Source organism: Streptomyces sp. HNM0645 (genome assembly GCF_030056615.1).
GTDB lineage: Bacteria > Actinomycetota > Actinomycetes > Streptomycetales > Streptomycetaceae > Streptomyces > Streptomyces marianii.
On the sequence record NZ_JASHLT010000006.1, the window covers coordinates 45030 to 68352 of the forward strand.

A 23323-nucleotide genomic window follows, 5' to 3' on the forward strand; every position below is an offset into this window, starting at 1 on the left:
GGGCACCCCCGTGGTGTGCAACGCGTGCGGTGGCCGGGATCGTTCCGGCCGGCTCGGGCAGACCCGGGACCCGGCGCGGCTCGGGAGACCCGGCAGGAGGACGGGACGACGAGCCCGACAGGAACGACGGCGCCGGCCCCGGGCACAGCGGAGCCGGGCAACCGGGGCCCTGCAGCGGACGTCCGGTCCGGCGGCGGGCGCTCGGAGGGATCACCCGGCCCCCAGCGGGGACGCGGGCTTGCCCGGGTAGTCGGGCGGAGGGTTGAGACGCTGTCCGGGGAAGCCGCCCTTCTCGTACTTGAGGAGCTTCTTCGCCTTCTCCGGGTCGGTCTCGCCCTCCCCGTACGAGGGGCACAGATGCGTGATGGGACAGGCGCCACAGGCGGGCTTGCGGGCGTGGCAGATCCGACGGCCGTGGAAGATCACCCGGTGGGAGAGCATCGTCCACTCGCTCTTCGGGAAGATCTCGGCGATCTCCGCCTCGATCTTGACCGGGTCCTCCTGCTCGGTCCACTTCCATCGCCGGGCGAGCCGCATGAAGTGGGTGTCGACGGTGATACCGGGGACGCCGAACGCGTTCCCCAGCACGACGAAGGCCGTCTTGCGCCCCACGCCCGGCAGCTTGACCAGGTCCTCCAGCCGCCCCGGAACCTCTCCGCCGAAGTCGTCCCGCAGGGCCCTGGAGAGGCCGAGGAGGGACTTGGCCTTCGACCGGAAGAAGCCGGTCGGCCTGATGAGCTCTTCCAGCTCCTCCGGTACTGCCGCGGCCATGTCCTCGGGCGTCGGGTACTTCGCGAAGAGGGCGGGCGTCGTCTGGTTCACCCGCAGGTCCGTGGTCTGGGCGGACAGGACCGTGGCGACGAGCAATTGGAAGGGGTTCAGGAAGTCGAGCTCGGGATGCGCGTACGGATACACGTCGGCCAGCTCACGGTTGATCCGCCGAGCACGGCGCACCATCGCAAGCCTGGACTCGGGCTTGCCGGCCGGCGCCTGGGCCGCCGTCCGGGAGGCCACGGCCTTCTTCGCGGCGCCCTTCTTCGCGGGGACTGCCCGCTTCGCGGTGGCGGCCTTCTCCGCGGTGGCCGTCTCGGGCGCGGCCGCGGCCTCGGAGGCCGTCGGCTCCGCGGCGGAGGACCCGGCCACCGCCGGGCCCCTCCGGGCGGCACTCTTCTTGACCGCGGTCTTCTTCGCGGCAGCCGTCCTCGCCTCCGGCGTCTTCCGCGCGGCCGACCGCGGCGTCTCCGGGGAAGCCATGGAGGTAGCCCCATTCTTCGCTTTTGCTACTTCTGTCGGTAGGGACGAATCGTGTTCGCCCACAGCGGAATCCTGCTCCCCTGCCACTCTGATGGCCCCCTCGGCCTGTGCTCTCACCGGCGAATTGGACACCCGGCCAGCCTAAGGGCCGTCACGGACATCCGCCCCGGCCATGGCGGATCACCACTCGAATCGGCCCCTGCCTCACGGCAGGAGGGGCAGGTACGTCAAACTTGTGTCGGGCCCTTGTGATCGATCGCACTGTTTTGGCGTGCGGCATCATGGGGACCACCGTCCCCTGAGCAGGTCGACAAGGAGAGAACTCGTGGACGACGTTCTGCGGCGCGCCCCGCTCTTCGCGGCGCTCGATGACGAGCAGGCCGCGGAGCTCCGCGCCTCGATGAGTGAAGTGACGCTCGCCCGCGGCGACGCGCTCTTCCACGAGGGCGACCCCGGCGACCGCCTCTACGTGGTCACCGAGGGCAAGGTCAAGCTCCACCGCACCTCGCCCGACGGCCGGGAGAACATGCTGGCCGTACTCGGCCCCGGTGAGCTGATCGGCGAACTGTCCCTCTTCGACCCGGGTCCGCGCACCGCGACCGCCACCGCCCTCACCGAGGTCAAGCTCCTCGGCCTCGGCCACGGCGACCTGCAGCCCTGGCTGAACGCGCGCCCCGAGGTGGCCACCGCCCTGCTGCGCGCCGTCGCCCGCCGGCTGCGCAAGACCAACGACCAGATGTCCGACCTGGTCTTCTCCGACGTCCCCGGCCGTGTCGCCCGGGCGCTCCTCGATCTCTCGCGCCGCTTCGGCGTGCAGTCGGAGGAGGGCATCCACGTCGTCCACGACCTGACCCAGGAAGAGCTGGCCCAGCTCGTCGGCGCCTCCCGCGAGACGGTGAACAAGGCGCTGGCCGACTTCGCACAGCGTGGCTGGCTCCGTCTCGAGGCCCGTGCCGTCATCCTGCTCGACGTGGAGCGCCTCGCCAAGCGTTCCCGTTGACCCGCCCGGCCCGTTACGGCCGCGCGCACGAGCCCGTACGACCCCGCACAGGGCCGTGAGGCGGTCGGACGCGGACGCCGGGCCCGGCGTCCGACAGCACGGCGGGGGCACACGGCCACCCCGCACCGCACATGCGAAGGGGCCGCCCGGCGGATGGTCGCCGGGCGGCCCCTTCGCACGCCCCGGGCGTCCTCCCGGGCGCGTCGAGACACTCCCGTACGGTCGGTCAGCGCTTGCCGCCGTCCACGATCAGCGGGTTTCCGGTTCCGCCGCCACACGGAACGGCGTACACGGGGTTCTTGGCCGCAGCGTCCTTGTAGGCGTCGATGCACTGGTTCATCAGGACCTTGTCCGTCAGCGAATCGTTGAGGATCTTGTTCGCCCGGGCGATGCCCTCGGCCTCGATCCTGCGCCGCTCGGCCTCGGCCGTCGCCGTGCGGGCCGCCTCGGTCGCCCGCTCCGTGGCCTGCTGCTGCTGGATCTTGCGGTCGATCTGGTCCTGCAGGCGGTCGGACGGCTTCACATTGCGCAGGTTCACCGTGGTCACGTCGATGCCGCGCGGAGCCAGCCGCTCCTTGACGAGGCGGCCGATCTCGGAGTTGATCTTCTCGCGCGCCGAGGTGTAGCCCTGCTCGCTGGTGTAGCGGGCGAAGACGTTGCGAACGATCTCGCGGCTGTCGGGGTAGACCAGTCGCTGCTGGATGGCGTCCTCGCTGCCGGCCAGTTTGTAGAGCTCCACGGCCTTCGCCGGCGTCACGGCCCACTTGACCGTCACTTCCGCGTACATGACGCCGCCCTGGCTGGAGCGCACCTCGATCACGTCCTTGTCGGACAGGTTGAGGTCGACCGGCCGGGTCGAGAACGTCGTGACGCTCGTGAAGGGCGACTTGACGTGCATACCGGACGTCATCGGCGATCCGACCTTGCCGAAGGCGACCGGGACGCCGACCTCGTAGGCGCTGATGACGTACACCATGCTGGAGATACCGGCGAAGAGGCCGGCGACGAGCGCGGCGGCGGCACCGGTCCTGAGGCCGCGTGGCCCGCCGCCCCGGGCGACGAGGAACATCACCACGGCGGCGACGACGAGCAGGATGGACAAGACGAGCACGGTTTCCCCCCATGTACGAGCACGCACGGAACTCTGAAAGCAAGCGGAGCGTAAAGCACACGGGTCGCTGGCCCCGGGGCGGGGTGGGACATACGGACCGCGGTTTCGCCCTCCCTCCCGGGCGCGTCCCGCCTCGCCGGGCAAATCTCCCCCTCCCGCCCGGGAAGAGCCGGAGAAGCACTGGAGCACTGCTCCGGGCGAGGCTCGGACGACGGCCAGGGGCGAGGGCTCAGCCGGCGGGAAGCCTCAGAGCGGGCCGGGGCGGGGACCCTAGATGAGACCGTGCTCCTGCAGGTACTCGAGCTGCGCTCGCACCGAGAGCTCCGCCGCGGGCCACAGCGACCGGTCGACGTCCGCGTACACGCGTGCGACCACATCGGCCGCCGAGCGGTGGCCGTTCTCCACGGCCGTCTCGACCTGCGCGAGCCGGTTCGCACGGTGGGCGAGATAGAACTCCACCGCGCCCTGGGCGTCCTCCAGCACCGGTCCGTGTCCCGGGAGCACCGTGTGCACACCGTCGTCCACGGTCAGGGAGCGAAGCCGGCGCAGCGAGTCCAGGTAGTCGCCGAGGCGGCCGTCGGGATGCGCGACGACCGTCGTGCCCCGGCCGAGGACGGTGTCGCCCGTCAGCACGGCCCGGTCGGCGGGCAGATGGAAGCAGAGCGAGTCCGCCGTGTGCCCGGGGGTCGGCACGACCCTCAGCTCGAGGCCCCCGGTACGGATCACGTCCCCCGCGGCCAGCCCTTCGTCGCCGAGCCGGAGCGCGGGGTCGAGGGCGCGCACCCTCGTGCCGGTCAGCTCGGCCAGCCGGCCGGCTCCCTCGGCATGGTCCGTGTGTCCGTGGGTGAGCAGGGTCAGGGCGATCCGCCTGCCCGCCTTCTCGGCCGTCGCGACGACGTTCCGCAAGTGCGCCTCGTCGAGCGGACCCGGATCGACGACGACGGCGAGGTCGGAGTCTGGCTCGGCGACGATCCAGGTGTTGGTGCCGTCCAGGGTCATCGCGGACGGATTGGGTGCCAGGACGTTGATCGTGCGGGAGGTCGCGCGCCCCGACACCACCGCGTCGCGCGGCTGCCCCGGCAGTGCCGATGCGTTCGTCATGGCGTGCCTCCCGTCGGTCCGGCCGGTCCGGCCCGGCCGACGTGCTTGGTGAACTCCTCGTGGCCGGGCCAGCTGAGCACCAGTTCCCCGTCCTCCAGGCGTGCCTGGGCCAGGATCGGCGCGAGATCCTGCCCGGCAGCCGCCGCGAGGGCCTCCGCGGCGGTGGCGAACCGTCCCAGGACCCGCAGTGTGGCGATCGTCGGCGGCATCATCAGCAGTTCACCCTTGTCGTACCCGGCGGCGGCGTCCGCGGGCCGGATCCACACCGTGCGGTCCGCCTCGGTCGAGGCGTTCCTGGTCCGCTGTCCACGCGGCAGCGAGGCGACGAAGAACCAGGTGTCGAAACGGCGCGGCTCGAACTCCGGGGTGATCCAGCGGGCCCAGGCCCCCAGCAGGTCCGACCGCAGCACCAGGCCCCTGCGGTCGAGGAACTCGGCGAACGACAGCTTCCGGTCGACGAGCGCGGCCCGGTCGGTCTCCCAGTCGTCACCCGTGGTGTCCTCGACGACGGAGTCCCCGGTCTCCCCCGCCAGCAGTACCCCGGCCTCCTCGTAGGTCTCCCGGACCGCCGCACAGACGATGGCCTGCGCGGACGCCTCGTCCTCGACACCGAGCCGCCGCGCCCACTCGGCCGGCGAGGGGCCCGCCCAGCACACCGGCCGAGCATCGCGCTCGTCCACTCCGCCGCCGGGGTAGACGTACGCACCCCCGGCGAAGGCCATGGAGGCGCGGCGGCGCAGCATATGGACGTGTGCACCCTCGGAGGTGTCCTTGAGCAGCATCACGGTCGCCGCCCGCCGGGGGACGACAGCGGTGATCTCGCCCGCAGCGAGCGCCCGGATCCGGTCGGGCCATTCCGGTGGGTACCACTGAGCATTGGACATGGCCGGATGCTATGCGTTCACGCGCGGATGTTCGAGGGGTGGCCGGTCCGCGGCGGCGGGTCGGCCGGCCGCCGGTTCCCGCACACGCCGCGGTTCCGCCGGTGACCGGCCGGGGGACGCGTTCCCGCCGGCCCTCCCCGCCTCGCGGCGGCTCCGGGCCGCCCTCCCGCGAGGGTCCGGTCCTCGGCGAGGTCCCGGAGCTTCCGCCGACGGAAGCTCCGGGCCCCGTCACATCAGTCCTGGACCAGCTCCACCTGGATCTCGACCTCGACGGGCGCGTCCAGCGGCAGTACGGCGACGCCCACGGCGCTGCGCGCGTGTACGCCCTTGTCGCCGAGGACCGCTCCGAGCAGCTCGCTCGCGCCGTTGACGACGCCGGGCTGTCCGGTGAAGTCGGAGGCGGATGCGACGAAACCGACCACCTTCACGACCCGGGCGATCCGGTCCAGGTCACCGGCGATGGACCTCACGGCGGCCAGCGCGTTCAGCGCACAGGTGGCGGCCAGCTCCCTGGCCTCCTCCGGGGTGACCTCCGCGCCGACCTTGCCGGTGACCGGAAGCTTGCCCTCCACCATCGGGAGCTGCCCCGAGGTGTAGACGTACGGGCCGGATTGCACGGCCGGCTGATACGCCGCCAGCGGCGGGACGACGGCCGGCAGCGTCAGCCCGAGTTCGGCGAGCTTGGCCTCGACGGCACCGCTCATGACTTCTCCCGCTTGAGGTAGGCCACGAGCTGCTCGGGGTTGTTCGGCCCGGGGACGACCTGGACGAGCTCCCAGCCGTCCTCGCCCCAGGTGTCCAGGATCTGCTTGGTCGCGTGCACGAGAAGGGGCACGGTCGCGTATTCCCACTTGGTCATGGAGCCGACTGTAGCCGCACCGGCGGGCGGCCCCGCGCCACAGGTTCGCGCGGCACGCGAGACGCCCGGTGCGCCGAACCCGCGCGACGCGACCCGGGGTCGCTTAGCCCGCGGGCCGACTGGTTAGGCTCCAGGGCGTGAGCAGGCTCCAGGTCGTCAGCGGCAAGGGCGGTACCGGTAAGACGACGGTCGCCGCGGCCCTCGCGCTCGCCCTCGCGACCGAGGGAAAGCGCACCCTCCTCGTCGAGGTCGAGGGCAGGCAAGGCATCGCGCAGGTCTTCGAGACGGAGGCGCTGCCGTACGAGGAACGCAAGATCGCCGTCGCGCCCGGCGGCGGTGAGGTGCACGCGCTGGCCATCGACGCCGAGCGCGCCCTCCTCGACTACCTCCAGATGTTCTACAAACTCGGGTCGGCCGGGCGGGCCCTGAAGAAGCTCGGCGCGATCGACTTCGCCACGACCATCGCACCGGGTGTGCGGGACGTGCTCCTGACGGGCAAGGCCTGCGAGGCCGTGCGCCGTCGGGACAAGCAGGGCCGGTACGCCTACGACCACGTCGTCATGGACGCCCCTCCGACCGGCCGCATCACCCGCTTCCTGAACGTCAACGACGAGGTCGCGGGGCTGGCCAAGATCGGCCCGATACACAATCAGGCCCAGGCCGTGATGCGCGTCCTCAAGTCCGCGGAGACCGCGGTGCACCTGGTGACGCTGCTGGAGGAGATGCCCGTTCAGGAGACCGCGGACGGCATCGCCGAGTTGCGCGCCGCGGACCTCCCCACCGGCAAGGTGATCGTGAACATGGTGCGGCCGCACATCCTCGACGAGGAGGCGGTCCGGACCGCCGCGACCGCCGGACGCCGGAAGGACATCGCCAAGGCGCTGACCGGGGCGGGCGTCAGCGGCGCCGCCAAGCTGGTGGGACCGCTGCTGGAACAGGCCGCCGAGCACGCCCAGCGCGTCGAGCTGGAACGCGAGCAGCGTGCCGCGCTGGAGGCGCTGAAGCTGCCGGCGTACGAACTCCCGCTGCTGAGCGAGGGAGTCGACCTGGCGGGGCTCTACCAACTGGCGACCGAGCTGCGAAAGCTCGGAGTGGACGCCGAAGCCGATGCCGGGACGGATGCCCAATGACCGGAGTGAACGGATGACGTCGTCGATGACGCATGGCAGCACCCTGCGGGACACACCGCTGCTCGAGATCGATCCCCTGCTCGACGACCCTGGGATCCGCATCGTCGTGTGCTGCGGCGCCGGTGGTGTGGGCAAGACGACGACCGCTGCCGCCCTCGGGGTACGGGCGGCGGAGCGCGGCCGCCGGGCGGTCGTGCTCACCATCGACCCCGCACGCCGCCTGGCCCAGTCGATGGGGATCGACCTGCTGGACAACACCCCGCGCCGCGTGGAGGGCATCAAGGGCGAGGGCGAGCTGCACGCCATGATGCTCGACATGAAGCGCACCTTCGACGAGATCGTCGAAGCGCACGCGGATCCGTCACGGTCCCGCGCCATCCTGGAGAACCCCTTCTACCAGTCCCTGTCGGCCGGCTTCGCGGGCACGCAGGAGTACATGGCGATGGAGAAGCTGGGGCAGCTGCGGGCGCGCGACGAGTGGGACCTGATCATCGTGGACACTCCCCCCTCGCGGTCGGCGCTGGACTTCCTGGACGCTCCGAAGCGACTGGGGTCCTTTCTGGACGGCAAGTTCATCAGGCTGCTGATGGCTCCCGCGAAGATGGGCGGCCGGGCCGGGATGAAGTTCCTGAACGTCGGCATGTCGATGATGACCGGCACGCTGGGGAAGCTGCTGGGCGGTCAGCTGCTGCGTGACGTACAGACCTTCGTTTCCGCGATGGACACGATGTTCGGCGGGTTCCGCACCCGTGCCGATGCCACGTACCGGCTGCTGCAGGCGCCCGGAACGGCGTTCCTGGTGGTCGCCGCCCCGGAGCGGGACGCACTGCGCGAGGCGGCGTACTTCGTGGAGCGCCTGGCGGCGGAGGAGATGCCGTTGGCCGGGCTGGTGCTCAACCGAGTCCACGGCAGCGGCGCCGCCCGGCTGTCGGCCGAGCGGGCGCTGGCCGCCGCGGAAAATCTTGACGAGGGCCGCATTGTCGATCAGGAGGCCGGGAAGGCTGCTGGGCGTGGCTCCACGCGGTCCTCTCCCACCCCTTCCGCGGTGGAGCCGGATTCCGAGTCCGACCGGCCCTCGGCACCCCCGACCTCACAACTGACCGCCGGCCTGCTGCGCCTGCACGCCGAACGGATGCAGGTGCTTTCGCGGGAGCAGCGCATGCGTGACCGCTTCACCACGCTCCATCCCGAGGTGGCCGTGGCCGAAGTGGCCGCGCTGCCGGGCGATGTGCACGACCTCGCCGGCCTGCGGGCCATCGGCGACAAGCTCGCGGGCGGCGCCCTCCCGGCCGGAGCCGCGTAGGCCGGAGCACGACGCCGCCTGCCCGCTCGGGCATCCGGGCGCACGGCGGAGCGACACGGCCCGTCGCCCGACCGCGGAGCGTACGCCGAGCCGCGTGGCTTCCAGGGTCGCACCGGCATACGTCGGAGCGACACGGTCGCCGACCGTACCGCGTAGTGCCCGCGCACAGACGACCGCGGGCACGCCTCTGCCGGGGACCGGTACCCGACCCTGTCCGCTGTGTGACGGCTCACATCCGGGTGGAGCGCGCCAACACCGAGACCACACACGGCACGCGGCGGACCGGGCACGGCGTACGGCGGCTCACTCCCCGGCCACCCAGGACGGCACGGACCGGAGGTACGACCGTCGGGCCCCGTCAGTCGGCGAATCCGACCGGCCACGGCTCGGCGGAACACGCTTCACAGGGCGCGACACCGAGCCCGACGGACCCATGAGCCCGCGGAACGGCCGGAGGCCCCTCGGACCCCCAGCCGCGGAGGGACACGATGTGGCGTGATCGGGCCGGACCCGCGGCCGCTTCGGCCCCGGTTCAACCCACGGCGGCGAACGTCTCGTAGGTCTCGTCGTCCTCGAGGCCCACGGGCAGGATGCCCGCGCTCCGCTCGTACTCCGTACGCGCGGTCTCCAGCAGGCGACGCCAGGAGGTGACAGTGGGGCGCCGGCGCAGCAACGCGCGCCTCTCCCGCTCGGTCATGCCACCCCACACACCGAACTCGACACGGTTGTCGAGCGCGTCGGCCAGGCACTCCGTCCGCACCGGGCATCCGGTGCACACCGCCTTGGCCCTGTTCTGCGCCGCTCCTTGTACGAACAGTTCATCCGGATCGGTAGTGCGGCAAGCTGCCTGCGCACTCCAGTCGGTTACCCAGCCCATGCCGGCGCCGTCCTCTCCCGAATCGAGGCTCCCCCACGGCGGCAGCAGCATATTCACCGCTGCCAGTTGAGGACGTTACGGAAGGTGGGCACAGCGCAACACCCCCTTCGGGCCCAATCTTGAATGGTCCGAACGGACTATGCGTAAGCGGCAGATCACCCGGGGGAGTGAGCTGAGGGCATACGTCACAAATCCGGCATGTCGGCCAGACAAACGGAACGGCCGGAGGGAGGACGTCGCTGCGGAGCGACTCGGGGATGGCGCGGGGTCTTGATACACAACCGCACTGCTGTGACAGTTGGGAGCAGCTTAGGCCAAGGCATATACGCGTGTCCGGAGAATGAGAACGTAGGCTGCCCCTATGTCGAAGAAGCGATCGGGCGGTGGTCTGACCGGGACCCAGCAGGCCGCCAAGTTCCTCGGTGTCAGTGTGCTCGCGGGAGCCGTGCTGGCGGGCCTCGCCCTGCCGGCCGCCGGCGCGCTGGGACTGGCCGCCAAGGGCACGGTCGAGGGATTCGACGAGATCCCCGCCAATCTCAAGACCCCGCCGCTGAGCCAGCGCACGACGATCCTGGACGCCGACGGGGGCCAGATCGCGACCGTCTACTCGCGTGACCGCACGGTCGTCCCGTTGAAGGCCATCTCGCCGTACATGCAGAAGGCCATCGTCGCCATCGAGGACGCGCGCTTCTACGAGCACGGGGCGATCGACCTCAAGGGCGTGCTGCGCGCCGTCAACCGCAACGCGCAGGAGGGCGGCGTCACCCAGGGCGCGTCGACCCTCACCCAGCAGTACGTCAAGAACGTCTTCGTCGAGGAGGCCGGCGACGACCCGGACAAGGTCGCCCAGGCCACCCAGCAGACCATCGGCCGCAAGGTCCGCGAGCTCAAGTACGCGATCCAGGTCGAGGAGGAGCTCGGGAAGAAGAAGATCCTCGAGAACTACCTCAACATCACCTTCTTCGGCCAGCAGGCCTACGGCGTCGAGGCGGCGTCCAAGCGCTACTTCTCGAAGTCGGCGAAGGACCTGAAGCTGGAGGAGGCCGCGCTGCTCGCCGGCATCGTCCAGTCGCCCAGCCGCTACGACCCCGTCAACGACGCTGAGGAGGCGACCAAGCGGCGCAACACCGTGCTCCAGCGGATGGCCGACGTCGGCGACATCTCCCAGTCCGAGGCCGACGCGGCCAAGGAGACGCCGATCACGCTGAAGGTCAGCAAGCCCAAGAACGGCTGCATCACGGCCGTCGACGGCGCGGGCTTCTTCTGCGACTACGTGCGCGAGGTCTTCCTCACGGACCCGGTCTTCGGCAAGACGCGCGAGGAGCGGGCCAAGGTCTGGAACCAGGGCGGCCTGACGATCCGTACGACCCTGGACCCGCAGGCGCAGAAGTCCGCCCAGGAGTCGCTGAAGGACCACGTCTACCAGGACGACAAGGTCGCGGCGGCGGTCACCATGGTCGAGCCCGGGACGGGCCGGATCATTGCGATGGGCCAGTCCAAGCCGTACGGCTTCGGCGAGAACGAGACGCAGATCAACTACTCGGTCAACGCCAAGATGGGCGGCTCCAACTACGGCTTCCCGGTGGGTTCGACCTTCAAGCCGTTCGTGGCCGCGGCCGCGCTGGAGCAGGGCCGGCCGCCGACGCAGTCGTACCCGGCCCCGTACAAGATGCCGTACCCGGACTCCATCTCGAGCTGCTCCGACCGGCCCTGGCGGAACCGCGGCGGCGACACGGTGGAGAACGAGAACGAGAAGGAAGTCGGGCCCTACGCCCTCCGCGAGGCGATGGAGCTCTCCGTCAACACGTACTTCGTGCAGATGATAGGAGACATCGGCCTCTGCCCCGTGGTGGAGATGACCGACCGCCTGGGCGTGGTGCAGGGCAACGGGAAGAAGCTCCCGGCCAGCCCCGCGCCGCTGACCCTCGGCTCGACCGGTATCTCGCCGCTCACGATGGCCAACGCGTACGCGACGTTCGCCAACCGCGGCACGCACTGCACACCGACGGCGATCGAGTCGATCACGACCGCCGACGGCAAGAGCCTCAGGGTGCCGCGGACCGAGTGCGGCAAGGTGATGTCGGAGCGCACCGCGGACACCGTCAACACGCTGCTGCGCGGCGTCGTCGACTCCGGTACCGGCCAGGAGGCCGGTCTCACGGACCGTGACAACGCGGGCAAGACGGGTACGACGGACGAGCGCAGGAACGCCTGGTTCGTGGGCTACACCCCGAACCTGTCCGGAGCGGTCTGGGTCGGCAGCGCCACCCAGAAGGTGAAGATGGTGAACATCCGCATCGGCGGCCGCTACCACGCCAAGGTCTTCGGCGGTCAGGTCCCCGGCCCGATCTGGAAGGACGCGATGGCGGGGGCGCTGGAGGGCAAGGAGGCCCCGGGCTTCAACACCGTCAACGTGCCCGACACGTCGAAGGACGAGGGCGGGGAGGACGAGGGGCGCCCTGACGACGACCGCGACGACAAGCCCGGCAGGAACGGCGGCCGGGACCCGTTCCCCGACATCTCGCTCCCGCCGGACTTCATCGGCGGCAACGTCACCCGCGGCCAGGACAGCGGCGGCGGGAACGGAGGCCGGCAGCGCGGGTGACCCCGGCACCGACCGCGGGTCCGCACACCGTCCCGGCCCCGGTCCGACGTGAGGCGTCCGGCCCGGACATGTGACTGGACGGACCGCGCGTCCGGTGGTCCGCGACGGATCCGGGGGCCGACCCCGGCTCACTCGGCGCGTACCGCCGGACCGGGCAGGGGGTCCCTGGCCCGGGACAGTGGCTCGGTCCCGCGGGTCACCGCGACGCCACGGGCGTGAAGCAGTACGGCGAAGGATCCCGGTGCGGATGGCACCGGGACCCTTCGCCGTACGGGGGCGGCGCGGCACGCGCGCCGTGCGCGAGGCCGGCCCGCGGAGTCAGCCGGCGAGGAGCTTCCTGACCGCCGCGGCCACCCGGCCGCCCTCGGCGCGGCCCGCCACCTTCGGGTTGACGATCTTCATGACCGCACCCATCGCCCGGGGGCCCTCGGCGCCGGCGCCCCTGGCCTCCTCGACGGCCTGGGCCACGATGCCGTTCAACTCGTCGTCCGTCAGCTGCTTGGGCAGGTAGGCGTCGAGGATCTCGCCCTCCGCCTTCTCACGGTCCGCCTGCTCGGCGCGACCGCCCTGGGCGAAGGCCTCGGCCGCCTCGCGGCGCTTCTTCGCCTCCTTGGCGATCACCTTCTGGACCTCGTCGTCGGAGAGTTCGCGCGCCTCCTTGCCCGCGACCTCCTCCTTGGTGATCGCGGAGAGGGTCAGCCGGAGCGTCGAGGAGCGCAGTTCGTCGCGCGCCTTGATCGCCTCGGTGAGGTCTTCCTGCAGCTTGGACTTGAGCGTGGTCATGCGTCGATTGTGGCAGGCGCGCGCCCCGACGTGCCCGCGCATTTCCCCGGCGCCGGCCCGGACCCCCTGCCGGGCCGCAGGCCGCGGCGGGCGGCGGCCTGCGGCCCCCTCGCCCCCCTGACGTCGGTCACGGCCGTCACCTCTGTCCGGCCTTCACCACCGCCCGGCCTTCACCTCGGCGTGGCCGCCAGACCGCCCATCCGTCAGACCGGCCCGTCCGTCAGACCGGCCCGTCCGTCAGACCGGCCCGTCCGTCAGACCGGCCCGTCCGTCAGACCGGCCCGTCCGTCAGACCGGCCCGTCCGTCAGACCGGCCCGTCCGTCAGACCGGCCCGTCCGTCAGACCGGCCCGTCCGTCAGACCGGCCCGTCCGTCAGACCGGCCCGTCCGTCAGACCGGCCCGTCCGTCAGACCGGCCCGTCCGTCAGACCGGCCCGTCCGTCAGACCGGCCCGTCCGTCAGACCGGCCCGTCCGTCAGACCGGCCCGTCCGTCAGACCGGCCCGTCCGTCAGACCGGCCCGTCCGTCAGACCGGCCCGTCCGTCAGACCGGCCCGTCCGTCAGACCGGCCCGTCCGTCAGACCGGCCCGTCCGTCAGACCGGCCCGTCCGTCAGACCGGCCCGTCCGTCAGACCGGCCCGTCCGTCAGACCGGCCCGTCCGTCAGACCGGCCCACCCATCACCTCTGCTAGTCGGTGCCGTACTCGTCACCCTAGCCGCGCTGGTGAAGGCCCCGGCCGTGCTCGGCCTGCCGGCCGTCGCCCTGCTCCGGGCCCGACGCCGGTCCGGCAGGAGCCCCCGGCTGCGTGCCGTCCTCGTCACCGGCGGCACGGCGGCGGCCACCACCGTCGCCGCGACCGCGCTGACCGGCACCGGCTACGGCTGGGCGGCCGCTCTCGACCACCCCGGTGGCACCGGGGAACTGGTCGCTGACCTCGACGCTCGGCCGCCTGACCGGGGCGGCGCTGCGGAGCGCGGGCAGCGGGCTGGGCGAATTCGCCGTACCTGCCTGGCACTTGGCCGACCGCGCCGCCTCCGCTCTCGCCGTCCTCGTCTGCTGGAGGCGCCACCATCTGCGTCGGCCGGTGTGCGCGGTCGGACTCAGCCTGGGCGCTGTGGCCGCCCTGGGCCCGGCGACCCGTCCGTGGTACGTCTTGTGGGGCGTGTTCCTGATCGCCGCCGCGACGCCCAGGGGTTCGGTGGGCGCGGCGCGTGGCTGCCCTGGTGAGCGGACTTCTCGCTCTCATGGTGATGCCGAGCGGGTTCGCGCCCGACCATAATCAGCTGTTGATCGCAGTTGGCGGAAGCACACTGGGGGGTACTGGCGCTGTGGTGCGCATACAGACTGGCGGCACGAGCGGCAGACCGGGCTCCCCGCCCGGAGGCACCCCCTCCGGCGGCTCTCCGTCCGAAGGAACCTCGTCCGGCGGCCCCGTACCCGGAGGACCCACCGCCCCCGGCAGCAACCCGTCCCCCGGATCCACCCCCACGACGCGACGCCCCGGCACGGGACCCGCACCGTCCACTGGGGAGCACAGCGTGAGGATCCCCGTGACCACGCGGGGCCGGGTCCTGGTGGCCCTCGGCATGTCGGCGGTGGTGATCTTCTTCCTCGGGACCGTGCCGTTCCACCGGCACTGGTTCGACCTGCACGTCTACTACGGGGCGGTCGAGCACTGGATCGGCGGCCACCCGATCTACGACTACCTCCGGCCCGGAACCCGCTACGGCTTCACGTACCCGCCCTTCGCGGCGCTGTGCATGCTGCCGATGACCCTGGTCGGCTGGCACAGCGCCCTGGCGATAAGCCAGCTGATGAACGTGACGGCAGCCGCCGTCATCCTCTACGTCTGCCTGGACGCGACGATCCGGCGGGAGAGCCGGCACAGATGGTTCGCGTACGCCGTGGCGGCCTGCATGTTCGCCCTGCTGGAGCCCGTGCGGGACACCGTGAGCTTCGGCCAGGTCAATCTCCTCCTACTGGCGCTGGTCCTCGCCGACTGCTGGCTGCTGACGGCCGGGCGCGAGCGCTTCCCGTCGCTCGGCCGGCTCGCCGGTCTCGGCATCGGCCTCGCCGCCGCGATCAAACTCACCCCGGCGATCTTCGTCTGCTACCTGCTGGTGACCCGGCGGTGGCGGCCGGCCGGGGTCGCCATCGGCACCGCGAGCGGTGCGACCCTGCTCGCCGCGTGGGCGGCGCCGACGGCATCGCGCACCTTCTGGACCGAGGCGATGTGGAACACCGACCGGGTCGGTTCGCTCTCCTACGTCTCCAACCAGTCCTTGCAGGGCATGCTCGCCCGGCTCACCGAACCGTTCGCCGAGCCCAGCCGCGCGGTGTGGGCCGTGGGCGTACTGCTCCTGATGTGGCTGTGGGCCCGGCGGGTACGGCAGGCCGTCGCCACGGGGAACGAGCTCGCGGGCTTCGCCCTGACGGGTATCGCCGCGTGCCTGGTGAGCCCGGTCACCTGGGTGCACCATCTGGTCTGGCTGATCCCGGCCCTCGCCGTCCTCACCGACGAGGGGCTGCGGGCCGCGCCGGGCGGGGAGCGGCGCCGCCGACTGCTGACCTGGGCCCTGGCAAGCTACGCGATCCTGTGCAGCAGCATGGTCTGGCTGTGGCGGTGGAACGACGGCGGTGCGCCCGGATTCCTCGGTTCCAACGCCTATGTGTGGATAGCGCTGCTGCTGCTCCTGCTGCTGCCGCTCGGGCGGCCGGGCACGGACGGGGACGGGCCGTGTGCGGAGAGCGGACCGTCTGCGACGATGGGCGCATGCGCGCACGCTACGGCCTCCCCCTCAAGATCGGTGCCGGTGTCACGGCTTTCGGAGCAGTCGGCCTCGCCTACGCGGCCGGGTTCGAAGCCCGCTCCTTCCGGCTCCGGCGGGTGACCGTCCCGGTTCTGCCGAGAGGGATGCGCCCCCTGCGCGTGCTGCAGGTCTCCGACATCCACATGGTGTGCGGGCAGCGCAAGAAGCGGGCCTGGCTCCAGTCACTGGCGGGGCTGCGCCCCGACCTCGTCGTCAACACCGGCGACAACCTGTCGGACACGAACGCCGTGCCCGAGGTGCTCGACGCCCTCGGGCCACTGATGGAGTACCCGGGTGTGTACGTCTTCGGATCGAACGACTACTACGGCCCGAAGCTGCGCAATCCGGCCCGCTATCTGATCGAGAAGTCCCAGGGCCGCCACGGGCTCAACGGCAACGCCCCGGCGGTGGGCGCCGTGCACAACCCGTGGGAGGGCCTCCGGGACGCCTTCGAGGCAGCGGGCTGGGTCGGTCTGAGCAACGCGCGCGGCCGGCTGAAGCTCGACGGCGGCCTCGAGCTCGCCTTCACGGGGCTGGACGATCCCCACATCAAGCGGGACCGCTACGAGAGGGTTGCCGGCGGGCCCGACAAGACCGCCGACTTCTCGATGGCCGTCGTCCACGCCCCGTACCTGCGCTCGCTGGACGCCTTCACGACCGAGGGCTACCCCCTGATCCTCGCGGGCCACACCCACGGCGGCCAGCTGCGCATCCCCTTCTACGGGGCCCTGGTCACCAACTGCGACATCGACACCGACCGGGCGAAGGGTCTTTCCACCCACGAGTCCGACAGCCTCGTCTCCTACCTCCACGTCTCCGCGGGCTGCGGCACCAACCGCTACACCCCGGTCCGTTTCGCCTGCCCTCCGGAGGCGACGCTGCTGACGCTGGTGGCACGGGACTGAGCTGATCGCCGACCGTGCCATGACGGCGCGGCCGTCGCGGGGCGACGTGGGCGAGCTCGGACGCGGATGCGCGCCGGGCAAGGAGCCGACGGTACGGGTGTGACGGCTGAGGCTCCCTCGTTCGCACGATGCCTACCCGGCCGGCGTCCGAGACACGGCCCACGCCGCTCCACCCCTGGTGAGGGCCCCGTAAAACCGGATTTCGTCTCCGGGCGCCGGTGGGCTAAAGTAAACGACGTCGCCGCGAGAGCGAGTGACATCGGGGTGTAGCGCAGCTTGGCAGCGCGCTTCGTTCGGGACGAAGAGGTCGTGGGTTCAAATCCCGCCACCCCGACAGTGAAGTACCAGGTCAGGGGCCTGATCCAGCAACTGGATCAGGCCCCTGAGTGGTTCCTGGAGATCGCTTGGGAGAAATCTGGGAGAAGATCTTGATCGGGTTCTCCCAGTGGGTGACTGGTGAGGCCGTCTGAAGTGCGGCGGCTTAGGGCACTCGGACCTGCGCGTTCGCGAATCCAGCCTAGTAGTCGGCCGGGAACACCATGCCCGCCCGCCTCAACCGCCCTTAGGATCACGACACATGGCAAGCCATCACTCAGCGCGTCCCCACGACCACGCCCGAGCACTCGCCCAGCGCGTGCGAGCGATGCGGGAGGCTCGAGGATGGTCGCGGGAGCGGCTCTCCAAGGAAGCTGGCATCGCCGTAGGAACGCTGGCCCGTCTGGAGAGCGAGGGAGCGATCCAGCCAGGTTTCTTCACCGTCGGAGCAGTCGCCGAGGCACTTGAAGTCTCCCTCGATGAACTCTTCCAGGAGACCAAGGTCGCTCCCGGCCTCTGGTCCGCCGGGTACGAAGGCCGGGACATCGACTCGTTCGTCTCCTCTCTCCTCGACAACCGTATTGATGTCGTGGCGGACGTACGACTTACGCCGATCAGCCGCAAGAAGGGCTTCAGCAAGACTCGGCTCGGGCAGGCACTCGCCGAGGCCGGCATCGAATACACCCACCTGCGTGGCCTGGGCAATCCCAAGGACAACCGGGCGCCGTTCTGGGAGGGCCGCCTCGACGTGGGCCGGGCTCGGTTCCGTGGAGTGCTGCGGTCCGAGGAAGCGCAAACCGATCTTGAGCGCCTCGCAGAGCATGCCCGGCAGTCCCGGGTCGCGGTGCTGTGCTTCGAGAAAGACGAAAGCCGCTGCCACCGACAGGTCGTCCTGGAGACGGTCCGCAAGCGGGCCGCCGTGCCCGTAATTCCCCTTGCCTGACTTCGCCCCTCGCTCCTGTACGCGCCCTTGCCGCTGGCGCATGCCTCTCCTCCAATCGGATCGGGAGATCAGTGGAGGGGGCAACCATGGGATCGGGGATTTGGCAGCGCGCACGGATCATGATCACGGTCAAGACCTATCCGGAACTGTCCGCGAAGTACCACGAGACGAGCTGCGTGGCCGGCATACGGCTCGACCAAGGGGCGCCCCAGCATGTGCGGCTCTTCCCGGTTCCGTTCCGGCTGCTGAACGAAGAAAGCCAGTTCGCCAAGTACTCGATCGTCGAGGTCGATGTGCAGCGACACCATGGGGACCGCCGTCCCGAAAGCTTGCGCCCCAACCTGCAGAGTCTCAAGGTCATCGAGCGCCTCGGGACAGCGGACGGCTGGCGCGAACGCTTCTCGCATGTGCAGCCCCTCGTAGCGCCGTCCCTGTGCTCCATAAAGCGGGACCAGGAGCTTCGGGGAACGTCGCTTGGCGTCTTCCGCCCAGCGGAGTTCACCGGCTTCCGCTTCGCTCCTGCCGAGCCCTGGCCAGCTTCGAAGGCGGCCCTGGCAGATCAGTTGGATCTACTCGCACAGGACCTCCGCCAACTGGAGTGGGTGCCACTTGAGTTCCGGTACAGCTTCCGATGCGCGGATCAGGAGTGCGCTGGTCACGACATGGGGCTGAGGGACTGGGAGGCGGGCGAGTCGTACCGCAAGTTCTTTCGCCACTACGGGAAGGACGGCGTGGAGGAGAAGCTTCGCGAGCGTTGGTTCGACCGGATGGTCACTGCGGAGAAGGCCGTGCACTGCTTCGTCGGGAACGTCGCGGCCCGCCCCAAGACGTTCCTGCTGCTGGGCCTGTTCTACCCGCGACGGGATGTCGTCGAGAACTTCCAGGAGAGCCTGTTCGACCTGTGAGGGTGAGTACGCAGGATGGGGAACCCATGTCACCGTCCCCTGACCGAGGCCGTCGGCTGAACTGCCGCGTGCCGGATGCGGCCTGCGGACCTGTCTGGATGCGGGCATGCCATGCTGTCGTCAACGGAGCGTCGCTCGCGTTCAGTTGATCGTCAGGGGGAGCTGTGGCAGGGCGGGATCTTCGCACGTTGTTCAGCTCGAACGACCGGAGCATCGCCGCCAGCGAGGCGTTCACGAACCGGCAGGCACAGTGGCAGGCCGTAACGGCCGGCCTCGCCGAGCACATACGGCACGTGACCCGTGCGGACTTCGACGTGGAGGACCTGGAAGCTCCCCGCCACAACATCCTCGTGTTCCACGGTGTGGGCGGGATCGGCAAGTCCACGCTCTCCCGAAAGATCGAGGCATCGCTGGCCCGCAGCGAGCACCGCCCGGCGCAATGGGAATCGCCATCCCACCCCGAAGAGCAGACCCTGCCAGTTCGTATCGATCTCTCGCGCGCCGCGGGTATGGATTTCGAGCGCGTCATCCTCACCATCCGTCTTGCCGTCGCCGCGCTCGGCCGGCCACTGCCCGCCTTCGACCTCGCCCTGCGCCGCTACTGGGAGCACAACCACCCGGGCGAATCGATCGAGGACTACCTGCGCCGGGGCGGGCTGCTGAGCCGCTTCAGCGCCGCTGCCGCCCTGCCGCAGCAGATGCAGTCCGCCCTCAGCGATGTCGCCCAGGCCCTGCTCCTGCCCGGCACAGTCGGCAGTGCGCTCGGGCACGGGGCCGGAGCGCTCATCAAGGCGTTACGCGAACGGCGCCAGTCTGTACGCGCCCTCGCCGGCTGCTCACGCCTGGCCGACCTCCTGGAGGCCGAGCCCGACCTGGAAGCCCTGAGCTTCTACCCGCACCTCCTCGCCTGGGACCTGGCCCAAATCCCCGTCGGCAAGAGCGCACTGCCCGTGATCCTGCTGGACACCTTCGAGGACACCGGCGACCGCACGCACCGCGACTTCGAGCGTCTACTCCAACGCACCGTGTGGTTGATGCCCAACGCGTTCTTCGTCGTCACCGGACGCAACCGCCTCCAGTGGGGAGAGACGAGCCTGGAGGGGCAGGTCGACTGGACCGGGCCGCACGCGTGGCCCGGTCTCGCAGCCGACACGGCACATGTGGGGCGAGCTATATCGGGCCGTCAGGTCCTGATCGGCGACTTCTCTCCCGAAGACTGTGAGGACTACCTGGTCCGCAGGCTGAGCCGCGACGGGCAGCCGCTGATCGACGAACCGGTCCGCCGGATCATCACCGAGCGCTCGCACGGGTTGCCTCTCTACCTGGACCTGTCGGTCATGCGCTATCTGGAACTCCGGCGCGGCGGCAGACAGCCGCAGGTCACCGACTTCGACCACGACTTTCCCGCCTTGATCGCCCGTACCCTCAGCGACCTGACCGCCGATGAGCGCCACGTGCTCCGCTCGGTCAGCCTGCTCAGCGCGTTCTCCGTACCCCTGGCCACCCAAGCCGCCGGAATGGACCACGACGCGCCCGCCCTACGGCTGACCGAGCGCCCCTTTATCCGGGAGTCCTCCTCCGGTGTGTGGCCCTTCCACGTCCACGACCTGATCCGCTCCGCCATTCGCAACGCAGACGACAGCAGTGACGACCGCTGGTCGGAACAGGACTGGCGGCGCGCGGCCCAACGAGCCTTCCACGCACTGGAATCACAGTGGCGCCAGGACCTGCGACACGATCGCGCAGTCCTGGTCGGCTGTCTCCAGCAAGGACTGCTCCTCGCACGGGACTTCCGTCTCGATCTCGGCTGGCTCGCCGATGCCGCATTCCAGTACGTGGGGGACTCCGTCTGGGAACCGCTGGCGCTTCCCGCCGCCGATGCCACGTCATCAGGTGGTCTGCAGACCTCGGCAGATGCCCTGGTCGAAACGCTGAGCGCCATCGCCCGGCGCCAGCACGAGCACCGTGAACGCACGTCCAGTCGGCTCTCGGCCGTCCTCGCCTCGGAGCTGCTCCCCGATGACCTGGTCGAACTGGCCACGTACTACCTGGCGAAGGCCCAGCGAGACCTCGGTCTGACCGATGATTCGCGTCGCGGGATGCAGCGCGTCGCTTCAGCCGGGGGTCGGCTCTCTTCCGCGGCTCGGCGCGGCCTGGCACACCTGAGCCGCCTGTCCGGAGACTTCCCGACCGCGGTCGAAGCCGCGGGGAGACTGGGCTGGGAGGGGAGGCACCATCGGGTGTTGGGAGACGTGTGGTGGGTGCAGGGTGACATGGAGCGAGCGGTAGCCGCCTACCTGGCAGGCCGGAGCGAAGCCGAGGAGCACGGTGTGGTCGGCGAGACCGCCATGGTGCAGGCGCATCTCGCCTTCGCCGTCTCCTTCTCCGATCAGCTTCGGGCCGATGACGAACTCGATCTAGCGGAACGGCTGTTGTCCCACCTCAGCCTGCGCTCCAGCGAGATGACCGCTCGCATCGCCGTGCTCGTACGCGACGCCGGGTTCGCCGCCGACCTGCCCGGCCGGGCGGCCGTACTGCTCGCCGAAATCGGTGTCTCCGGCATTGCCTACGCCGCGGCGAAACTGCAACTGGCCCTGTGCTTCCACCACGCCGTCCTCGACGCCCAGGACGGCCTCGCCACCGCGATCACCCGCCTGCGCGAACTCACGCAGAGCGGCGACTACGCCTACTACGTCGACATCGCCCACTTCATGGCCGGCCTTCCGCTTCCCGAGCACACCGCGCGAGCACGGTGGATCGACGGAGAACAACAGACCCGCGAACGATGGCGCCACCTGGTGACGACACGTCGCGATCAACTCGCCACGGCTCGTTAGGCTTTCCCCACATGCGCAGATCGCCGGTCGACGTGGCGCGACTACGATCGCCTGTCATGGACTGGCTGGAGCGCACCGCGGAACTGAGGCAGTGGACCAGAAGCGGGACCCGCGCTCCGCACAAGCCGTTGCTGTTGCTGTACGCCCTCGGTCGGTTCCAGCAGGAGGCCGCAGACGAACTGCGGTACAGCGCGGTGGAGGAGGATCTGCAGCGGCTGCTGACCGAGTACGGTCCGCCGAACAGGACGACTCCGGCCTACCCGTTCCACCACCTGGTGAGCGACGGCGTGTGGGAGGTGCGCACCGATCGCGGACCGGGCAGCCCCGGCAGCGGGGTACGGGAGCTGCGGGCCACGGGGGCCGCGGGGCGGCTGGCGCCGGAGCTGCGGGCGGCGCTGCGGAGTGAGCCGGAGCTGCTCGGCCGGATGGCACGGGTCCTGCTCGACCTGCACTTCCCGCCTTCGCTCCACGGCGACCTGTGCGAATCCGTCGGCCTGGAGCTGGAGCCGGCGGAGACCGGACAGCTCTCGGCCGCCGTGCGGAGGCGGCGGGATCCTCGGATGCGGGAGCGGGTCCTGACGGCCTACGAATACCGGTGCGCATTCTGCGGCTACGACGGCAGGATCGGCGCGGTGCCGGTCGGGCTGGAGGCGGCGCACGTACGCTGGTGGGCGTTCGACGGCCCTGACGACGTCGACAACGGGCTGTGCCTGTGCTCGCTGCACCACAAACTCTTCGACAAAGGCGTCCTCGGTGTCGGCGACGGCCACCGCATCCTGGTCTCCCAGCGCTTCGTCGGCCACAGCCCAGCCGCCCGCGAACACGTCATCGCGCTCGCCGACCGCCCACTCATCGGACCTCAACCAGGCGCCCACCCCGTCGCCGCGATCCACCGCTCCTGGCACACCAGCCAGGTCTTCCACGGCAGCCCACGCCCCGCCACGGCCGCCTGACCGTCGAATCGTCGACCGCGACCCACTGGTAAGGAGTGCATCGCCACCCGCCGAGGATCCTCCGTCAGATGCCGTTGATCTTGCGGCCGTTACTGCCGACGCCCTGGCTAAAGCTGTCGTGTGCGCAGGATCTCGAAGGTCCTGCGCACACGATGAAGCACCCGTGGAAGACCGAGCCCTTTCGAGGCCCGTTCACCTGGCCGGAGGGATCCGTTCTGGGGTGCTCAGTTCATCCGCTTCAGGTCCCGGGCGCTCATGCCGAACAGCACATTCGGCTGCTCGTACTTGAAGGTGTAGCCGGCGACGAGAGCGGCCGCGATGAACACACCATTGGTGACGTACCTGCCGGTTGCCCGCTGCATCACGTGTTTCACGGTGTAGCTGCTGACGGTAGGGGTCTTGATCGGCGTGATGTTCTCGCGCAGCCACGCTGCGGTCTCCATCACCATGACCACGCCTCCGGCCAACTCCAGGCGGCCGAACGCGAGTTCGGTCCGACGCTGCTCGGCCGTTTTGCGAAGCGGATTGAAGACGCCGATGCCGAAGGAGTTAAGCCGCGGATGCTGCTGCATCACCTCGGCCAAGGCAGCGATCTGTCGGCGGGCCACCAGATACGCCGCTCCGGTGGTTGCCTGGTGGGCGTGAATCTCAGCCTTGCGGCGACGGTCCCTAGTCATCGTGTGCTCCATCTGACGGGACGCCCCACGTCCACCCCGCCGCGGATACTTGGATGACCTGGCGGAACGC

At 70.4% G+C, this 23323-nt stretch carries 19 protein-coding genes, 1 tRNA gene and 1 pseudogene; 12 read left to right on the forward strand and 9 right to left on the reverse strand.

The features are described 5' to 3' along the window. Positions 1 to 210: 210 nt before the first annotated feature. Positions 211 to 1254 carry an endonuclease III gene (nth, locus tag QMZ92_RS05175; RefSeq protein WP_283296048.1) on the reverse strand — a complete coding sequence of 348 codons (1044 nt, stop codon included), beginning with the start codon at positions 1252 to 1254 and terminating at the stop codon, positions 211 to 213. A 325-nt stretch (positions 1255 to 1579) separates the two neighbouring features. On the opposite strand from nth, the gene QMZ92_RS05180 reads away from it, so the two are divergent. Further along, positions 1580 to 2254, forward strand: a complete 675-nt coding sequence (locus QMZ92_RS05180; RefSeq protein WP_017947815.1) for a Crp/Fnr family transcriptional regulator — start codon at positions 1580 to 1582, stop codon at positions 2252 to 2254. 226 nt (positions 2255 to 2480) lie between these two features. Here QMZ92_RS05180 and QMZ92_RS05185 read toward each other — a convergent pair whose 3' ends face one another. The 5 genes from QMZ92_RS05185 to sp36 all read right to left on the reverse strand — a co-directional run bounded on the left by QMZ92_RS05185 (position 2481) and on the right by sp36 (position 6209). Next, positions 2481 to 3365: a prohibitin family protein gene (locus QMZ92_RS05185; protein WP_283296049.1), complete on the reverse strand. Its 885-nt coding sequence runs from the start codon at positions 3363 to 3365 to the stop codon at positions 2481 to 2483. 270 nt (positions 3366 to 3635) lie between these two features. After that, entirely contained in the window at positions 3636 to 4466 is an 831-nt protein-coding gene (locus QMZ92_RS05190) for an MBL fold metallo-hydrolase (RefSeq protein WP_283296050.1), read from the reverse strand. Then, on the reverse strand, positions 4463 to 5350 hold the full coding sequence (locus QMZ92_RS05195; protein ID WP_283296051.1) for an NUDIX hydrolase: 888 nt from the start codon (positions 5348 to 5350) through the stop codon (positions 4463 to 4465). The genes QMZ92_RS05190 and QMZ92_RS05195 overlap by 4 nt, the downstream gene beginning before the upstream one ends. Positions 5351 to 5583: 233 nt before the next feature. Next, positions 5584 to 6054, reverse strand: coding sequence for a RidA family protein (locus QMZ92_RS05200; protein ID WP_138053938.1), 471 nt, complete (start codon positions 6052 to 6054; stop codon positions 5584 to 5586). After that, positions 6051 to 6209 carry a Sp36 family protein gene (gene sp36, locus QMZ92_RS05205; protein ID WP_017947820.1) on the reverse strand — a complete coding sequence of 53 codons (159 nt, stop codon included), beginning with the start codon at positions 6207 to 6209 and terminating at the stop codon, positions 6051 to 6053. The genes QMZ92_RS05200 and sp36 overlap by 4 nt, the downstream gene beginning before the upstream one ends. A 137-nt stretch (positions 6210 to 6346) precedes the next feature. Between sp36 and bagA the strand changes: the two genes are divergently transcribed. Continuing rightward, positions 6347 to 7339, forward strand: coding sequence for an ATPase BagA (gene bagA / locus QMZ92_RS05210; protein ID WP_283296052.1), 993 nt, complete (start codon positions 6347 to 6349; stop codon positions 7337 to 7339). A gap of 13 nt (positions 7340 to 7352) precedes the next feature. Then, positions 7353 to 8642, forward strand: a complete 1290-nt coding sequence (gene bagB, locus QMZ92_RS05215) for an ATPase BagB (protein WP_283296053.1) — start codon at positions 7353 to 7355, stop codon at positions 8640 to 8642. 532 nt (positions 8643 to 9174) lie between these two features. Here the strand turns inward: bagB and QMZ92_RS05220 are convergent. After that, positions 9175 to 9519 (reverse strand): WhiB family transcriptional regulator, encoded by a 345-nt coding sequence (locus QMZ92_RS05220; protein WP_171052979.1) that lies wholly within the window; start codon positions 9517 to 9519, stop codon positions 9175 to 9177. Positions 9520 to 9880: 361 nt separating this feature from the next. Between QMZ92_RS05220 and QMZ92_RS05225 the strand changes: the two genes are divergently transcribed. Beyond that, positions 9881 to 12124 (forward strand): transglycosylase domain-containing protein, encoded by a 2244-nt coding sequence (locus tag QMZ92_RS05225; protein ID WP_283296054.1) that lies wholly within the window; start codon positions 9881 to 9883, stop codon positions 12122 to 12124. Positions 12125 to 12442: 318 nt separating this feature from the next. Here QMZ92_RS05225 and QMZ92_RS05230 read toward each other — a convergent pair whose 3' ends face one another. Then, entirely contained in the window at positions 12443 to 12907 is a 465-nt protein-coding gene (locus QMZ92_RS05230; protein WP_283296055.1) for a GatB/YqeY domain-containing protein, read from the reverse strand. Positions 12908 to 13595: 688 nt separating this feature from the next. On the opposite strand from QMZ92_RS05230, the pseudogene QMZ92_RS05235 reads away from it, so the two are divergent. The 8 genes and pseudogenes from QMZ92_RS05235 to QMZ92_RS05270 all read left to right on the forward strand — a co-directional run. After that, positions 13596 to 14252 (forward strand): annotated as a pseudogene (locus tag QMZ92_RS05235) (polyprenol phosphomannose-dependent alpha 1,6 mannosyltransferase MptB); the annotation flags it as partial. A 194-nt stretch (positions 14253 to 14446) separates the two neighbouring features. After that, positions 14447 to 15799 carry a glycosyltransferase 87 family protein gene (locus tag QMZ92_RS05240; RefSeq protein ID WP_283296159.1) on the forward strand — a complete coding sequence of 451 codons (1353 nt, stop codon included), beginning with the start codon at positions 14447 to 14449 and terminating at the stop codon, positions 15797 to 15799. Then, the gene (locus tag QMZ92_RS05245; protein WP_283296056.1) at positions 15682 to 16623 is read left to right on the forward strand and encodes a metallophosphoesterase; all 942 of its coding nucleotides are present in this window, start codon (positions 15682 to 15684) and stop codon (positions 16621 to 16623) included. Before QMZ92_RS05240 ends, QMZ92_RS05245 begins: the two co-directional genes overlap by 118 nt. A gap of 260 nt (positions 16624 to 16883) precedes the next feature. Next, positions 16884 to 16957: transfer RNA gene (locus QMZ92_RS05250), tRNA-Pro, on the forward strand. Positions 16958 to 17200: 243 nt separating this feature from the next. Further along, complete coding sequence (locus tag QMZ92_RS05255) at positions 17201 to 17881, forward strand: DUF488 family protein, N3 subclade (protein WP_283296057.1); 681 nt, start codon at positions 17201 to 17203, stop codon at positions 17879 to 17881. 86 nt (positions 17882 to 17967) lie between these two features. After that, positions 17968 to 18786, forward strand: coding sequence for a DUF8758 domain-containing protein (locus QMZ92_RS05260; protein WP_283296058.1), 819 nt, complete (start codon positions 17968 to 17970; stop codon positions 18784 to 18786). Positions 18787 to 18950: 164 nt separating this feature from the next. Next, a complete protein-coding gene (locus QMZ92_RS05265) occupies positions 18951 to 21623 on the forward strand; it encodes an ATP/GTP-binding protein (RefSeq protein WP_283296059.1) in 2673 nt (890 codons plus the stop codon). Between the two features lie 56 nt (positions 21624 to 21679). Further along, positions 21680 to 22576: a phosphorothioated DNA-binding restriction endonuclease gene (locus QMZ92_RS05270; protein WP_283296060.1), complete on the forward strand. Its 897-nt coding sequence runs from the start codon at positions 21680 to 21682 to the stop codon at positions 22574 to 22576. Positions 22577 to 22800: 224 nt separating this feature from the next. Here QMZ92_RS05270 and QMZ92_RS05275 read toward each other — a convergent pair whose 3' ends face one another. Next, complete coding sequence (locus QMZ92_RS05275; protein ID WP_283296061.1) at positions 22801 to 23253, reverse strand: hypothetical protein; 453 nt, start codon at positions 23251 to 23253, stop codon at positions 22801 to 22803. Between the last annotated feature and the right edge of the window lie 70 nt (positions 23254 to 23323).

Bases quoted from the DNA above. Each gene is read 5' to 3' on its own strand.
- nth (WP_283296048.1), bottom strand. From the start codon at position 1,254: ATGGCTTCCCCGGAGACGCCGCGGTCGGCCGCGCGGAAGACGCCGGAG.
- QMZ92_RS05190 (WP_283296050.1), bottom strand. From the start codon at position 4,466: ATGACGAACGCATCGGCACTGCCGGGGCAGCCGCGCGACGCGGTGGTG.
- QMZ92_RS05195 (WP_283296051.1), bottom strand. From the start codon at position 5,350: ATGTCCAATGCTCAGTGGTACCCACCGGAATGGCCCGACCGGATCCGG.
- QMZ92_RS05200 (WP_138053938.1), bottom strand. From the start codon at position 6,054: ATGAGCGGTGCCGTCGAGGCCAAGCTCGCCGAACTCGGGCTGACGCTG.
- sp36 (WP_017947820.1), bottom strand. From the start codon at position 6,209: ATGACCAAGTGGGAATACGCGACCGTGCCCCTTCTCGTGCACGCGACC.
- bagB (WP_283296053.1), top strand. From the start codon at position 7,353: ATGACGTCGTCGATGACGCATGGCAGCACCCTGCGGGACACACCGCTG.
- QMZ92_RS05220 (WP_171052979.1), bottom strand. From the start codon at position 9,519: ATGGGCTGGGTAACCGACTGGAGTGCGCAGGCAGCTTGCCGCACTACC.
- QMZ92_RS05225 (WP_283296054.1), top strand. From the start codon at position 9,881: ATGTCGAAGAAGCGATCGGGCGGTGGTCTGACCGGGACCCAGCAGGCC.
- QMZ92_RS05230 (WP_283296055.1), bottom strand. From the start codon at position 12,907: ATGACCACGCTCAAGTCCAAGCTGCAGGAAGACCTCACCGAGGCGATC.
- QMZ92_RS05245 (WP_283296056.1), top strand. From the start codon at position 15,682: ATGCGCGCACGCTACGGCCTCCCCCTCAAGATCGGTGCCGGTGTCACG.
- QMZ92_RS05255 (WP_283296057.1), top strand. From the start codon at position 17,201: ATGGCAAGCCATCACTCAGCGCGTCCCCACGACCACGCCCGAGCACTC.
- QMZ92_RS05260 (WP_283296058.1), top strand. From the start codon at position 17,968: ATGGGATCGGGGATTTGGCAGCGCGCACGGATCATGATCACGGTCAAG.
- QMZ92_RS05270 (WP_283296060.1), top strand. From the start codon at position 21,680: ATGGACTGGCTGGAGCGCACCGCGGAACTGAGGCAGTGGACCAGAAGC.
- QMZ92_RS05275 (WP_283296061.1), bottom strand. From the start codon at position 23,253: ATGACTAGGGACCGTCGCCGCAAGGCTGAGATTCACGCCCACCAGGCA.